General features: G+C 67.5%; 13 protein-coding genes. 6 read left to right on the plus strand and 7 right to left on the minus strand.

Annotation, left to right across the window (positions count from 1 at the left end):
• Positions 1-121: 121 nt before the first annotated feature.
• The 7 genes from F8178_RS00960 to pdhA form a co-directional block, all read right to left on the minus strand.
• A complete protein-coding gene (locus tag F8178_RS00960; RefSeq protein WP_317492651.1) occupies positions 122-499 on the minus strand; it encodes a hypothetical protein in 378 nt (125 codons plus the stop codon).
• A 65-nt stretch (positions 500-564) separates the two neighbouring features.
• Entirely contained in the window at positions 565-1137 is a 573-nt protein-coding gene (locus F8178_RS00965) for a DUF6973 domain-containing protein (RefSeq protein WP_317492652.1), read from the minus strand.
• A complete protein-coding gene (locus F8178_RS00970) occupies positions 1134-1640 on the minus strand; it encodes a hypothetical protein (protein WP_317492653.1) in 507 nt (168 codons plus the stop codon). Before F8178_RS00970 ends, F8178_RS00965 begins: the two co-directional genes overlap by 4 nt.
• A 128-nt stretch (positions 1641-1768) precedes the next feature.
• A complete protein-coding gene (locus F8178_RS00975) occupies positions 1769-1963 on the minus strand; it encodes a hypothetical protein (RefSeq protein ID WP_317492654.1) in 195 nt (64 codons plus the stop codon).
• A gap of 257 nt (positions 1964-2220) precedes the next feature.
• Positions 2221-3702: a dihydrolipoamide acetyltransferase family protein gene (locus F8178_RS00980; RefSeq protein WP_317492655.1), complete on the minus strand. Its 1482-nt coding sequence runs from the start codon at positions 3700-3702 to the stop codon at positions 2221-2223.
• A gap of 10 nt (positions 3703-3712) precedes the next feature.
• The gene (locus tag F8178_RS00985; protein WP_317492656.1) at positions 3713-4747 is read right to left on the minus strand and encodes an alpha-ketoacid dehydrogenase subunit beta; all 1035 of its coding nucleotides are present in this window, start codon (positions 4745-4747) and stop codon (positions 3713-3715) included.
• An 11-nt stretch (positions 4748-4758) separates the two neighbouring features.
• Complete coding sequence (gene pdhA / locus F8178_RS00990) at positions 4759-6003, minus strand: pyruvate dehydrogenase (acetyl-transferring) E1 component subunit alpha (RefSeq protein WP_317492657.1); 1245 nt, start codon at positions 6001-6003, stop codon at positions 4759-4761.
• Positions 6004-6516: 513 nt separating this feature from the next.
• Here pdhA and F8178_RS00995 point away from each other — a divergent pair.
• The 6 genes from F8178_RS00995 (at position 6517) to F8178_RS01020 (ending at position 13709) form a co-directional block, all read left to right on the plus strand.
• On the plus strand, positions 6517-7968 hold the full coding sequence (locus tag F8178_RS00995; protein ID WP_317492658.1) for a M20/M25/M40 family metallo-hydrolase: 1452 nt from the start codon (positions 6517-6519) through the stop codon (positions 7966-7968).
• Positions 7969-8068: 100 nt separating this feature from the next.
• Positions 8069-8908 (plus strand): transporter substrate-binding domain-containing protein, encoded by an 840-nt coding sequence (locus F8178_RS01000; RefSeq protein WP_317492659.1) that lies wholly within the window; start codon positions 8069-8071, stop codon positions 8906-8908.
• 12 nt (positions 8909-8920) lie between these two features.
• Positions 8921-9772: an amino acid ABC transporter permease gene (locus F8178_RS01005; protein ID WP_317492660.1), complete on the plus strand. Its 852-nt coding sequence runs from the start codon at positions 8921-8923 to the stop codon at positions 9770-9772.
• Between the two features lie 32 nt (positions 9773-9804).
• Positions 9805-10548, plus strand: coding sequence for an amino acid ABC transporter ATP-binding protein (locus F8178_RS01010; RefSeq protein WP_317493048.1), 744 nt, complete (start codon positions 9805-9807; stop codon positions 10546-10548).
• Between the two features lie 138 nt (positions 10549-10686).
• The gene (locus F8178_RS01015; RefSeq protein WP_317492661.1) at positions 10687-13164 is read left to right on the plus strand and encodes an oxidoreductase; all 2478 of its coding nucleotides are present in this window, start codon (positions 10687-10689) and stop codon (positions 13162-13164) included.
• Positions 13165-13235: 71 nt separating this feature from the next.
• The gene (locus tag F8178_RS01020) at positions 13236-13709 is read left to right on the plus strand and encodes an SRPBCC family protein (protein WP_317492662.1); all 474 of its coding nucleotides are present in this window, start codon (positions 13236-13238) and stop codon (positions 13707-13709) included.
• Positions 13710-13778: the final 69 nt, after the last annotated feature.

Raw genomic sequence — 13778 nt, forward strand, 5'->3', positions numbered from 1 at the left:
TGCCGCAGGTACGGTTGTCGGATTGAACCGGGTGACGTTTGTTGACCGCGCCTCCGCGTTTCGAGTCACGCGTAGACCGCATCGGACGGCTTGGTGTGCCGGAGCGCCGGGCACGGCGTCGTCACCCATCGGGGTCGACAATCCTGATCCGGCCGGGGTCGGGTTCGCCCTGCAGGACCGCGTCGGGCGGGACGGTGCCGTGCGGGAAAACATGCCGTTTGCCGGTGCTGACCATGCGGACGACGTCGCCGGAGGTGAAGATGATGAGGTTGCCGTCGTTCATGAAGCTGTCGCGGTAGATTCCGGAGCCGCGTAGCTCGACATCGAGTCCGGTGATCTCGTTGATGTGCTCCTCGGTCGTCGGGCCGACGATCCCGTGCGCTTGGTCCCAGTCGCCGGGGAAGACTTCCTTGAACGGCTTCGACTCACCGGCCTCTCGTAGGTTGGTGAGCTCGTCGTTGAGCTGTTCGTCGTACTCCACGGATACGGTTCCGAACATGGCACAGCCTCCCACGGCGACGAGGAGCGCGAGTGTAGCGCTGGCGAGAAGGCATCGAAGAGGCATCAGTACCGCCTGTCTGGGTAGGCTTCGGAGTCCGGGAACGGAGCGTGCTCCTCCCGCTCGGGGTTATCCCTAGGCCAGGGGTTCTCGGGCGTCGTGGGGCGCGTATCGTCCAGGTCGACTTGGTCGCTGTACTGGAGGCGCTCGTTCTGGTCGATGACGACCATCTCGCCGTCCCGCACGGCCTGCTCCACCAACTCTCGCAGCTCCTGCTGGCTCGCGTCGGGGTTCTCCACAGCGATACGCCTGCCGACCTCGTTGTTGTGTTGGTCCATCGCCACCGGTGTCGGATGATTGTCCGGATCCCCTTCGTGGGCGGTGGTGAACTCCTCGGTCCACTCCTCGCCGAACCGCTGAGTCAGCTGCGCGTTCCAGTACGCGTGACGAAATGCGTCTGCATGCCCGTCCGTCTCACCTTGACCGTCGAACACGAGCCCGCTCTGGTGCAGGGAATCCTGGTAGATGTCGTAGGCATCGTGGACCGCGAAAACCCCTTGATGGAACTGGAGCTCGCCGAGCACGTCGGCTTCGGTCACCGTCATGGCGACCTCCGGAACGCCGGGCGTCCAGTTCACCCAGTCCGGGGGTAGACGGTTATGCCGTCCGGGTCGGGTGCGACGTTGTACTGCTCCAATAGCTCGTCGTGAGGGCTGCCCGCCTGGCCAGCTCCGGCTTCGGCGACCTCGGACAGCGAATCACCCTCGGCATCGATCTGGCCGGCTGCGGCCCTCCGGAGAGTGTCTGCCAGGTTGCTGTCGAGCTCGCTGGCCGAGTCAAGGATCTCGCCGACCTGGTGCACCAGCGTCGCCTCGATCATGCTGCGATGGGCTTGTTCGGCGAACGGCACGCTGTCCGAGGAGTCGCGGAGCGAGGCCACCTCACCGGCGTCGGTGATGGTGAACTCGTATCGCGCGGCGAGTTCCTCGGCCTCGTGGGTCGAGCGCTTGATCCCTTCGACTGCGGTTTCCGCCTCGGCGGTACCGGCGAAAGCTGCCGATACTTCGGCGACGATCTCCTCGAGTCGCGTGATGTGCTGGCGTAGCTCCCCCTGGCCGCTGTGGCGGCTTCCCCAACCCAACTGCTGGGCGTGACGGTGGTTTCGACTTCCTGTTTAGCCCGACCAACGCGTCACGGTACTTCTTCAGCCCGTCTGCCACCGAGCCGATCCTGGTGGGGCCCATGTCTTCACCTCGGCCCAGGCGATCATCAGGTCGGCCTCATATCGCCCACGGCCACCTCGCCGAACGCGCGCTCGGCAGCCGCTTCGTTCGCCTCGTACGTGTCCGCGCTGTCGTGCAACTTGTCGCCGTAGCTCCGCATATCCTTCACCCACGCGGCGAGCTCCGCGTGCCACGCCTCGGCCAGCGACGATGCCGCTTCGGCCGATTCCGGCCTGGGCATCGCGTCTGCTCACCCGGCTACGGTGTTCCCCGCCCTCTCCTCGGCGACGTGGTCGGCAACGTCGCGCGCGGCGGTGCCGGATTCGCGGATCGATTCGGTCTCGGCCTCGAATCCCGACATCGCTCCTCCCCAGTGACGCCGCGAGGAGTGTACTGAGCCTGCTAGCGCGCGAGCAAGAGTTGATCATGCCGGGCGCCGGGCCGGGGCAGCGGCAATCTCCGCCGCCCCGGCCTCGTGCCCGTCGACGTGGAACGTCGTCAGAACGTCATCGCCACGGCCGGGTCGGACAGTAGCGCGCCGACATCCGCCAGGAACTGCGAGCCCTGCTGGCCGTCCACCAGCCGGTGGTCGAAGCTCAGCGACAGCTGGCAGATCTTGCGCGGCACCAGCTCGCCGTCGACCACCCACGGCATGTCGCGGATGGCACCGAACGCCAGGATCGCCGACTCACCTGGGTTAATGATCGGTGTTCCGGTGTCCACTCCGAACACTCCGACGTTGGTGATGGTGATCGTGCCGTTCACCATGTCCGACGGTGACGTGGTACCGCTGCGTGCCGCCTCGGTGAGGTCGTCGAGGGCAGCGGCGAGCTCAGCGAGGGTCATCGAGTCCGCGTCCCGCACCTTCGGCACCACCAGCCCCCGCTGCGTAGCGGCGGCGACCCCGAGGTGCACGTAGTCCTTGTAGACGATCTCCTCGGACTCCTCGTCCCAGGTGGCGTTGACCTCGGGTGTGCGCTTGACCGCCAGGCACATCGCCTTCGCGGCGAAAGCCAGCGGGGTCAGCTTGACGCCGGTGTAGGCTGGCTGGTTCTTCAGCCGATTCCGCAGCTCCATCATCGGGGTGACGTCCACGGTGAGGAACTCGGTGACGTGCGGCGCGGTGAACGCCGACGACACCATCGCCTTGGCCGTGGCCTTGCGGACACTGCGGATCGGCACGCGGCGCTCCCGCTCGGCATCGCCAGCCGGTGCCTGCTGGGTGGCAGGCGCCGCCTGCGCGGCCGGGGCAGCCTGACTCGCCTGGGTGGGAGCAGGTTCGGCAGCGCGCCGGACGTCCTCACGGGTGATCACGCCGCCTTCGCCGTGCCCGATAACCTGGCGCAGGTCCACGCCGAGCTCCTTGGCGAGCTTGCGCACCGGGGGTTTCGCCAGCGGCACGTACTCGACCGTCCCGTCGGGTTCGGTCGACTCGCCCCGCGTCGGAGCGGTGGTCGAGGTGGCCGCGCCCCCGTCGGCAGGTGCCTCGGGCGAGGCCGAGGACCCGTTCGTCGCTCCCCTTGGCCCCTTTGGCGTATCGGTGCGCGGTCGGCGTTTGACGCCAGTCGACTTCGCGGGCCCGTAGCCGACGAGGGTGGCCACCTGCTCGCCACTGTCGCCATCGCCGCCGCCCTCACCGGACGCTTCGGCGGATGCCGCGGCCGCACCAGCCTGGGACGCTCCGGCCGCGCCCGCAGCTGTGCCGTTCTGCGAGCCCGGCGGGGCGCTGCCGTCCGGGTCGACGTCGATGGTCAGGATCGGTGTGCCGACCTCGACCGTCTGGCCGGGCTCGGCGAGCAGCTCGGCCACCACGCCCGCCCAGGGGCAGGGCAGTTCCACGGCGGCCTTCGCCGTCTCGATCTCCACGATGATCTGGTTGACCTCGACCTGGTCGCCAGCGGCGACGTGCCAGTTGAGGATTTCCGCTTCGGTCAGCCCCTCCCCGGCATCCGGGAGGGGAAAGCTCTTCAGTTCGGACATTCCCGCTCCCTCACCACGCAAGTGCTTGATCGACGGCGTACAGCACACGGTCAAGATCGGGGAGGTAGTGCTCCTCGAGCTTGGCGGGAGGGTAGGGGGTGTCGAACCCGGTGACGCGCTGCACCGGTGCCTCCAGCGAGTAGAAACACTCCTGTTGCACCCGTGCCGCCACCTCGGAGCTGATGGAGCTCTCCGAGGGCGCCTCCGTGACCACGACCAGCCTGCCGGTACGGCGCACCGACTCGAAAACCGGTTCGAGGTCCAGCGGCGACAGGCTGCGCAGGTCGATGACGTCCAGCGAGATGCCGTCGTCCTCGGCCGCTGTTGCCGCGTCGAGGCAGGTACGCACCTGCGGGCCGTAGGTGGCCAGCGTGGCGGTGTGCGAGGCCTGGTAGTTGGCTGGCCGCACCGTCCGCGACGCGAACAGCGGGGCGGGCTCGGTGATGGTGTCCACCTCGCCCTTCTCCCAGTAGCGGCGCTTCGGCTCGAAGAACAGCACCGGGTCGTCACACGCGATCGCCTGCTGCATCATCCAGTAGGCATCGGCCGGGTTCGAGCACGAGACCACCTTGAGCCCGGCGACGTGGCAGAACAGCGACTCCGGGGATTCGGAGTGGTGCTCGACGGCGCCGATCCCGCCGCCGTAGGGGACTCGCACCACGATCGGGACCCTGACCTTGCCCTGCGTTCGGTAGTGCAGCTTGGACAGCTGGCTGACGATCTGATCGAAACCGGGGAAGATGAAGCCGTCGAACTGAATCTCGCAGACAGGCCGATAGCCGCGCACGGCCAACCCGATGGCGGTGCCGATGATGCCGGACTCCGCCAGCGGGGTGTCCAGCACGCGGTCTTCCCCGAAGTCCTTCTGTAGCCCGTCGGTGATGCGGAAGACGCCGCCCAGCCTGCCGATGTCCTCACCGAGCAGGACGACCTTGTTGTCGGACTCCATCGCGCTGCGCAGCCCCAGGTTGAGGCCTTTGGCAATGGTGAGGGTCTGCACCGCCTGCTGCGCGCCCTGTTCTGTCGTCTGAGCAGTACGTGACATGGTTGCCGTCATCACTCCTCACCTGCCGTGCTCGCGAATCCCGCGAGGTAAGACAGGTAGCTGTCACGTTGCGCGTCGAGGACCGGGGATGGGTCGGCGTAAACGTTCGAGAAGATCCGTTCCGGCGGCGGGTCGGCCATGTTCACGCAGTAATCCCGCAGATCGGCGGCGAACTCGTCGGCCTCGGCGTCGATGGCGTCGAAGAAGTCCTGGTCCGCACCCGAGGTGCGGCTCAGGTGCGCGCGTACCCGTTCGATCGGGTCCTTCAACCGCCAGGCTTCCAGCTCATCGGTGAGCCGGTAACGGGTGGGATCGTCCGAGGTGGTGTGCGCGTCCATGCGATACGTGAACGCCTCGATCAGCACCGGGCCGTTGCCGTTGCGGCAGGTGTGCAACGCCCAGCGGGTGACGGCGAGGCAAGCGAGCACATCGTTGCCGTCCACCCGCACGCCGGGGAAGCCGTACCCTCTGGCGCGCTGGTACAGCGGCAACCGGGATTGCCGCTCGGTCGGCTCCGAGATCGCCCACTGGTTGTTCTGGCAGAAGAACACCACAGGGGCGTCGTATACCGAGGCCCAGACGAAGCCCTCGTGCACATCGCCCTGACTGGTCGCGCCGTCGCCGAAGTAGGCGATGGTGGCTTCGTCGGTACTCGCCGAAGCACCGCCCGCGCCGTTATCGGAGCCGTTGCCGACCTTGCCGTCGAACTTCTGCCCCATGGCATAGCCGGTCGCGTTGAGGACCTGGTTGCCGATGACGATCGTGTAGGGATGCAGCTTGCTGCCCTGGAAGTCCCAGTCTCCCTGGTCCGAGCAGCGGAAGATGCCGAGGATCTCCTTCAGGTCGACGCCCCGCGCCCACGCCACTCCGTGCTCGCGGTAGCTCGGGAAGGCCATGTCCTGGGGCTGCAGCGCACGGCCCGAGCCGATCTGCGCGGCCTCCTGGCCGAGTAACGGGACCCAGATCCCCAGCTGTCCCTGCCGTTGCAGGGCATTGGCCTCGCGGTCCGCCCTGCGCACGAGCACCATGTCGCGGTAGAGCCCGCGAAGCTGCTCGGCATCGACGTCCGTGATGAAGCCGTCGAAGATCGGAGAGGCGACTCGTTCCCCTTCCGGGGTGAGTAGCTGTGTGAGTTCGGTGCCACCTTCTGTGGTTGCACGCAAGCCCGCGATCACCTGTTCGGGGGTCGGTTGAGCCGCTGTGGCGGCTGGCACCGCCCCTGGCTCCGGGTGCGTCCACGTCTCAGGGGACGACATGCATGATCTCCTTTGCCACCGGTCGCACGCCCGCTTGTGGCAGGCGCTGTGACTGTGTCGTGAGCCCCCCTGTGATGTCCCGTTGGGTGTTCGGGAACAAGGTGGAAGGCCCTCGGCGGCCCGCGGGCGGCCCGCCGACGCTGACGGTTCGTGTGCCCCGGTCGCTCGCCGAGACCGGGTTCCACTATTCGGTTATGGGGTTGTGGCTCACATCCTGGCATGAGTGACCGGTATGCGGGCAGTAGTTGACATGGATTCGTTGCCGAAGCTCGTCTGTGAGCAGCGCAAACTAGTCGGATTCCCGACGATGGGTTTACCGAGCTTCGCTACGGCGACCGTCGGAGTGCCGAGTGCTCGACACGGTGAAGAGTGCTGATCACTGCGGGTGAGCGTGCCGCACGTCCGGGAAGACGTGGCGTCACCCGCCTGTACCCCGCCCCGGCAGCGCTTATCCGTGGATGCACCGTCGCATGATGATGTGACTTGCATCACTCATTGGCGCTGGAGTGTGGTATGGCACCATACGAGCCCGTGGAACACGGTGAGGTCGAGCGATACGTGCGCCAGGTCTGGGACTCCGACATCGTCGGCAGCCTGAGCGAGTTGATCCGCATCCCCGCGTTGTCGCCCGCGTTCGACGGCGACTGGGCGGCCGGCGGCCATCTCAGGGCGGCCGCCGAGCACGTGCGCGCGTGGTTCGCCGCGCGCGAGATCCCCGGGGCGACCGCGGAGATCATCGAACTGGACGGACGCTCCCCCGTGCTGCTGCTCGACGTGCCCGCCACCGACGGGGCCACCGAGCAGTCCGGTGGGGCGGCGGGAACCGTGCTGCTGTACGGCCACCTGGACAAGCAGCCCCCCGGCGGACAGTGGTCGGAGGGCCTGGACCCGTGGACGCCGGTGCTGCGTGACGGCAGGCTTTACGGCAGGGGTGCGGCCGACGACGGCTACGCGGGATACGCGGCCGTCGCCGCGCTGGAGGCGGTGCGGCAGGCCTCGGGCAGCCACGCGCGTGCGGTGGTGTTGCTGGAGACCGCGGAGGAATCCGGGAGCCCGGACCTTCCCGCCTACCTCACCTACCTCGCCGACCGCCTCGGCGACGTGCGGTTGGTGGTGTGCCTGGACTCGGGAGGCAGTGACTACCGGCGGCTGTGGCTGACCACCAGCTTGCGTGGGTTGGCGCAGCAGACCGTGACGGTGCGAGTGTTGCACTCCGGGCAGCACTCGGGGCTGGCCAGCGGTGCGGTGCCGAGCTCGTTCCGGGTGGTGCGCACGTTGCTCGAGCGCATCGAGCGAGCGGAGACCGGCGAGATCACCCTGTCCGAGCTGAACGTGACGATCCCGGAGCATCGCAGGAAGGAGGCGGAGCGGGCGGTCGCCGCGGTGCCGGGCGCCGCTGGCGGCGCGTTGCCGCTGGCGCCGGGTGTGCGGCTGGTGACCAGCGACGAGGTGGAGCTGCTGCTGAACACCACCTGGCGGCCGACGCTCTCGGTAATCGGTGCGAGTGGCCTGCCCGAACCCGCCGAGGCGGGCAACGTGCTGCGGGCCGAGACCACGCTCGCGCTGAGCTTCCGACTACCGCCCACCGCCGACTCGGCCGCTGCGCTCGCCGCGATCCAGCGGGCGCTGACCACGGACGTGCCGTACGGCGCGGTCGTCGAGCTCTCCGGCGGGGAGCACGCCGACGGCTGGGACGCTCCCGCCCCCGCTTCGTGGTTGTCGGCCGCGCTGGACGGGGTCAGCGACGCCGTGTTCGACGAGCCGTGGCTCGGTGTCGGGCTGGGCGGATCCATCCCGTTCATGGGGATGCTGGGCAAGCGGTACCCACGGGCGCAGTTCCTGGTGACCGGAGCGCTCGGACCCGACTCGAACGCGCACGTGCCGGACGAGTCACTGCACCTCGACCAGGCCAGGCGAGTCACCCAGGCCGTGGCCCACCTGCTGCACGCGCACGCTACGGCCTGATGGGGTGGCACAGGTTGCGACTGGGACACGGCCCTTACCCCCTGATAAGGGCGAATGGCAGGATTTGTCTACCGAATATTCACCGAGAAGGAGTACTGCCGTGACGCGCAACATCCTGCTCCGCAGACTTGCCCTGATACCGGCGTTCGCACTGGCCGTCACCGCGGCCGCGTGCGGCGAGGATGCCACCGACGAGGACGCTGATAACGACGTCGACGCGGCTGCCGAGGAGATCGACCTGGTCAACCCTGGGCAGCTCACCGTATGCACCAACCTGCCCTACGAGCCGTTCCAGTTCGAGTCCGACGGCGAGATCGTCGGCTTCGACGTGGATCTGATGGACCTCGTCGCGGAGCGGATCGGCGTGGAGCAGGAGCTCGTCGACATCGAGTTCGACATGATCCAGAGTGGAGCCGCACTGAACGCGGGCCAGTGCGATGTCGGTGCGGCCGCCATGACGATCCTGCCGGAGCGGGAGGAGAACCTGGACTTCTCCGACCCGTACTTCGACGAGGTGCTGGGGCTGATGGTCGCGCAGGACTCGGACGTGACGAGCCTCGACGACGTGCGCGAGCAGGAGCTCACGCTCGGCGTGCAGGCGGGCACCACGAGCCTCGACCACGCCGAGGAGGAGGGCTTCGAGCCGCACGAGTTCCCGAACGCGGGCGCCCAGTTGCAGGCGTTGCAGGCGGGCACCATCGACGTGGCACTTCAGGACCTGCCGGTGGTGGAGAACAACTGGCTGGAGAACCCGGACATCGCCGAGCAGTTCGAGCTGGCCGAGGTGATCGACCTGGACGCGCAGTACGGCTTCGGGCTGCGCAAGGACGGCAACCCCGAACTGCTCGCGGTGATCAACGACGTGCTCGCCGAGGCTCGTGACGACGGCACCTACGCCGAGATCTTCGAGGACTGGTTCGGCGCTCCTCCCACGGAGTAAGGCGCTAGCCGGATGACGAGCTCGGATACACTCGCTGAACCGAGCGGGCACCCCCTGCCCGGGCAAGCCCGGTTCAGCCCGCGCAAACGCAGGCAGATCAGCCAGGGCGTGCAGTACGCGGCCTTCGTGGCCGTGGTGTTCGCCCTGGTCGTGGTCGCCGACTGGGAGCGGATCCAGCAGGGGTTCTTTGACGGCACCTCCGCGGCGGCGATGCTGCCGGAGCTGTTCACGGTGGCGTTGCGGAACACCGTGATCTACACGATCTGCGGCTACATCTTCGGGTTCATACTCGGCCTGGTTGTCGCGATGATGCGGCTGTCGTCGGCGGCGCCGAACCGGCTGGTGGCGCTGGTGTTCATCGAGATCTTCCGCGGGGTGCCCGCGCTGCTGGTCTTCGTGATCATCGGCTTCGGCCTGCCGACCGCGTTCCCGGAGTTCTCGCTGCCGTTCGGTATCTACGGCACGGCGACGCTGTCGCTTGGCCTGGTGGCGGCCGCCTACCTGGCCGAGACGTTCCGTGCGGGCATCCAAGCGGTGCCGAAGGGGCAGATGGAGGCGGCGCGCTCGCTGGGCATGTCCTACACCCGCGCCATGATCACGATCGTCATCCCGCAAGCGATCCGGATCGTGATCCCGCCGCTGACCAACGAGCTGATCCTGCTGTTCAAGGATTCCTCGCTGATCTTCGTGCTCGGAGTGACCGCGTCCACCGTGGAGCTCACCAAGTTCGGACGCGACGTGTCCATGGAGTTCGCGACCTCGACGCCGCTGCTGCTCGCGGGTGTGAGCTACCTGGCGATCACGGTGCCGCTCGGTTACGCGGTGCGCACGCTGGAAGCACGTCAAGCAAGGGAGCGCCGGTGACCGCCACCTACGATGAGCTGCAACCACGGCACATGGTCGAGCTGCACGGGCTGTCCAAATCCTTCGGTGACCTCGAGGTGCTCTCCGGTATCGACGTGACCGTCGATACCGGAGAGGTCGTCTGCATCATCGGACCGTCGGGATCCGGTAAGTCGACGTTGCTGCGATGCGTGAACCTGCTGGAGCAACCGAGCAAGGGGAGCGTCTTCGTGGCTGGGGTGGAGTTGACCCACCGCGACGTGGACATCGACGCCGCCCGCCGGATGCTCGGCATGGTCTTCCAGCAGTTCAACCTGTTCGGGCACCTGAGCGTGCTGGATAACGTGTCGATCGCGCAGCGCAAGGTGCTGCGCCGCGGCAAGGTCGAGGCCGAGCGGATCGCGATGGACAACCTCGCGAAGGTCGGGGTCGCGGATAAGGCCTCGGCCTACCCCGCGCACCTGTCCGGAGGCCAGCAACAGCGGGTGGCGATCGCGCGGGCGCTGTCGATGAACCCGAAGGTGATGTTGTTCGACGAGCCCACCTCGGCGCTGGATCCGGAGCTCGTCGGCGACGTGCTCGGCGCCATGCGGCAACTCGCCGAGGAGGGCATGACCATGCTGGTCGTCACCCACGAGATGCAGTTCGCCCGCGAAGTCGCCGACAGGGTGCTGTTCATGGACCGCGGCATGCTCATCGAACAGGGTCCGCCTTCGCGTGTGATCGGCGACCCCAGTCACGAACGCACCCGCACCTTCCTCGCCAGGGTCCTCGACCCCGCCCACGTCGACGAGTAGGCGTCGGGTGCGAGCCGAAGGCCTCCTTCGGTACATATGCGGTAGCCGGGGAGTCCTTCGGCTCGCCACTCACTCGCGGGGAACCGGGACACGTGCGCATCCGTCCATAGCTTTGTGACGGATCGGAGGCGAGCGTGCATGGCGAGTGACTACGACACGACACCCGTCGGTGCGGGCAACGGCGAGGTGGAGCGGTACGACCCGTTCGCGGGGCCGGACGTCCGTTTCGAGGTCAAGGCCTCCGACATCGTCGCGGAGTTGACCGACCCGAAGTCGGGCGGTTGGCTGCGCAGGCGGGGACAGGACACCAACGCGCCCATTTTCGAGCGGCGGGGGTGCTACATCACCGGCACGCTGGATCTACGCGGGGCCGATCTAGATGTGCTGCTGCGGTTCCACGATTGCCGCTTCGAGAACCCGCCCGATGTTCGCGAGGCGCGGCTGCTCGGGTTGATCTTCCAGCGCTGCTGGCTGCCTGCGCTCAAGGCGAGGAACTTGCGCAGCCACAACGATGTGCGGCTGATCGACTGCCAGGTCGTCGCCGCGGACGACCGGGCGATGACGGCGATGGGCCAGGGCGAGTCGATGCCCTCACGCAGTCCACAGGCGGCAGCGGTGAACCTTACCGACGCGGCCGTTGATGGGTCGGTGGTGCTGACCGGTAGCTCCCTGCACAACACCGGGAACGTGGCGATGCACGCCGCTCGCCTGCGGGTCAGCGGGGCATTGCTGGCGAACCGGCTGATGAGCCGGGGAGAGATCCGCATGCCGGGGGTGCGTACCGGCGGCAACATCGACCTGTCCGGGGCGCAGCTGCACAGCCTCGACAGGGTCGCGCTCGACGCGAGCGGCGCCAGCGTGGGCGGGCTACTGATCTGCGAGCCGCACCAGCACGACGGGAACGGGGAGGTGGCAACGCAGGGTGGCGGACAGCACCCGTTCCTCACGTGGGGGGCGGTGTTCCTCCAACACACCCGCGTGCACGGTGACCTGCTGCTGCGGGGTGCACGGCTGACGATCGACCCGGCAGGGGATCCGCCGTCGCGCAGCTGGAACGATGCCGTCGCCGCGGGGGATCCGGACTTGGATCCGCGCCCCGCGATCGCGGCCGACCGGTTGCGTGTGGACGGCAACGTCGAGTGTGGTGAGGGCTTCGTCAGCAACGGCACGGTGCGCATGGTCAACGCCATCGTCGGTGGTTCGTTCCATCTGGCACGTGGCCGGATCATGGTCCGTCGCGGCAAGCTGCCGCCGTACTACGACCGCGCGGTGCATCTGGACGGTAGCACCATCGGTGGTGATCTCCAGGCCACCAGCCTGGTCGCGGCAGGCCAGCTGCGGCTCGGTGATCTGGAGATCGGTGGGAACTTGCTGGCGAAAGGGATGCGACTGAACCATCCCGATCGGGACGCGGTGGCCGCTCCTCGTGCGTCGGTCAAAGGCAGCGTCGACCTCAGCGCCAGCATGATCGTCGGGACCGTGCACATGCAGGGAATCCAGGTCGGTCTCACTGTGGAGCTGGCGGGCTGCCGGCTGACCCTGCCTGCGAAGCGGCGGTCCCGGAGCTACTCGCTCGACATGAGTGCCGCTAGCGTCGGTCGCGATCTCCTGATAGTCCGAGCGAGCTCGAATGAGTTCTCCGCCTGTGGCGGTGTCAACCTCGACGGGGCGTCGGTACGGCGCCGCCTCAGCCTGGCTGGCGCGTGGTTGAGCTCGCTGCGCGACGGGCAGCTGAGCCGGAGCGACATCGCACTGGACGCCAGCTCCGTGGTCTGCGAAGAGCTGGTGCTCACGCTGGACCGTGAACCGACTGGGCGGGTCGTGCTGCGGGGGGCGCACTGCGGCATGCTGGATGACAACGAGTTCCTGTGGCACCCGGACGGCTGGGTCGAGCTGGACGACTTCCGCTACGACACGCTGCGCACACCTGTGAAGCTGCGCGCGTCCGAGAAGCTGCTTACACCCGAGAAGCTGCGCACACTCGTGAACCGGAAGAACGCCTCGGGACAGGAAGACGAGACGGATGCCGCCGCCCAGCAGCCCGGTGTCACGGTGACTAAGCGCATCGACTGGCTGCGGCAGGGGATGAAGCGTTATTACCGGCCGGGTCCGTACGACCAGCTCGCCACCGTGCTGCGCGCCAGCGGGAACGAGAAGCATGCCGCCATCGTGTCGATGCGCAAACAGCAGTATCGTTACCAGGCGCTGGCGGAATCCTCGTGGTTCCCCGGTCTGGGGATGCGGCTGTGGAGCTGGATGCAGCGTGTGATGGTCGGTTACGGCCACCGACCGATCCGTGCCGTGGCATGGTTGCTGGCCCTGCTGGTCGCAGGCAGTCTCTGGTTCGGGCTGGGTTCCGACTCGTGCGTGGACGAACCGGAGCGATTCCAGGTGAACGGCCCCCGCTGCGTGGTCAACGCCGACGACACCGGGCTGGAGTGGAACCCGGTGCTGCACACGACCGATCTGCTGGTACCTGTCGTGGACTTCGGCCATAAGGGTCGCTGGCACATGGGCGGAGCGGACAAGTGGGTGGCTACCGGCTTCACCGCCAGCGGCTGGATCCTGGTCTCCACCGTGGCCGCGGGTCTCACGCGGGCGCTGCGGCGCACGTGACGCCTGCCACTTGGCGCGGCGCCCGCGGTGGCATACCGTTGGTTTCCGGATCGCACCAGTGGAGGGACGACGTGACGGAGACACAGCCGGACGCATCGGGACAGATCGACATCGCCGCACCGGCCGAGCGGGTATACGACCTGATCAGTGACCCTGGCGCGTTGGCGGAGTGCGCCAGCGAGTACTCCGGGTACCGCTGGCTCGGCGGCGCGCAGCGCGCCGAGGTGGGGGCGCGCTTCATGGGCCGCAACAAGAAGAGCTGGGCACGCTGGGTGACGGTGGCGCGCATCACCGACGCCGACCGGGGTAAGCGGTTCGGTTTCGATGTCACCGCCGGTCCGCTGCGGGCCGCCCACTGGCGGTACGAGATCGAACCCGCTGGGGACGGTGGCTGCCGGGTCACCGAGAGCACGTGGGATTATCGCCCTAGGAAGCTACGCCCGTTCCTTGATCGCCTTCTCGGAATTCAAGATCGGGCGACCCACAACAAAACCAACATCCATTACACTCTGCACAATATTAAAAGCAAAGTAGAGCCTTCTTAAAGCGCAGGTAAAGTGGCGCTCTTGTCGGATGCGGTCACCGTGACTTCACACGACTCGATTACAATTCGG

It is taken from the genome of Haloechinothrix sp. LS1_15, assembly GCF_033042135.1.
Taxonomy (GTDB): Bacteria; Actinomycetota; Actinomycetes; order Mycobacteriales; family Pseudonocardiaceae; genus Haloechinothrix.

Excerpts from the sequence above, each read along its gene's own strand:
- F8178_RS00960 (WP_317492651.1), bottom strand. The coding sequence starts at position 499 with ATGTTCGGAACCGTATCCGTGGAGTACGACGAACAGCTCAACGACGAG.
- F8178_RS00975 (WP_317492654.1), bottom strand. The coding sequence starts at position 1,963 with ATGCCCAGGCCGGAATCGGCCGAAGCGGCATCGTCGCTGGCCGAGGCG.
- F8178_RS00980 (WP_317492655.1), bottom strand. The coding sequence starts at position 3,702 with ATGTCCGAACTGAAGAGCTTTCCCCTCCCGGATGCCGGGGAGGGGCTG.
- F8178_RS00985 (WP_317492656.1), bottom strand. The coding sequence starts at position 4,747 with ATGTCACGTACTGCTCAGACGACAGAACAGGGCGCGCAGCAGGCGGTG.
- pdhA (WP_317492657.1), bottom strand. The coding sequence starts at position 6,003 with ATGTCGTCCCCTGAGACGTGGACGCACCCGGAGCCAGGGGCGGTGCCA.
- F8178_RS00995 (WP_317492658.1), top strand. The coding sequence starts at position 6,517 with ATGGCACCATACGAGCCCGTGGAACACGGTGAGGTCGAGCGATACGTG.
- F8178_RS01005 (WP_317492660.1), top strand. The coding sequence starts at position 8,921 with ATGACGAGCTCGGATACACTCGCTGAACCGAGCGGGCACCCCCTGCCC.
- F8178_RS01010 (WP_317493048.1), top strand. The coding sequence starts at position 9,805 with ATGGTCGAGCTGCACGGGCTGTCCAAATCCTTCGGTGACCTCGAGGTG.
- F8178_RS01015 (WP_317492661.1), top strand. The coding sequence starts at position 10,687 with ATGGCGAGTGACTACGACACGACACCCGTCGGTGCGGGCAACGGCGAG.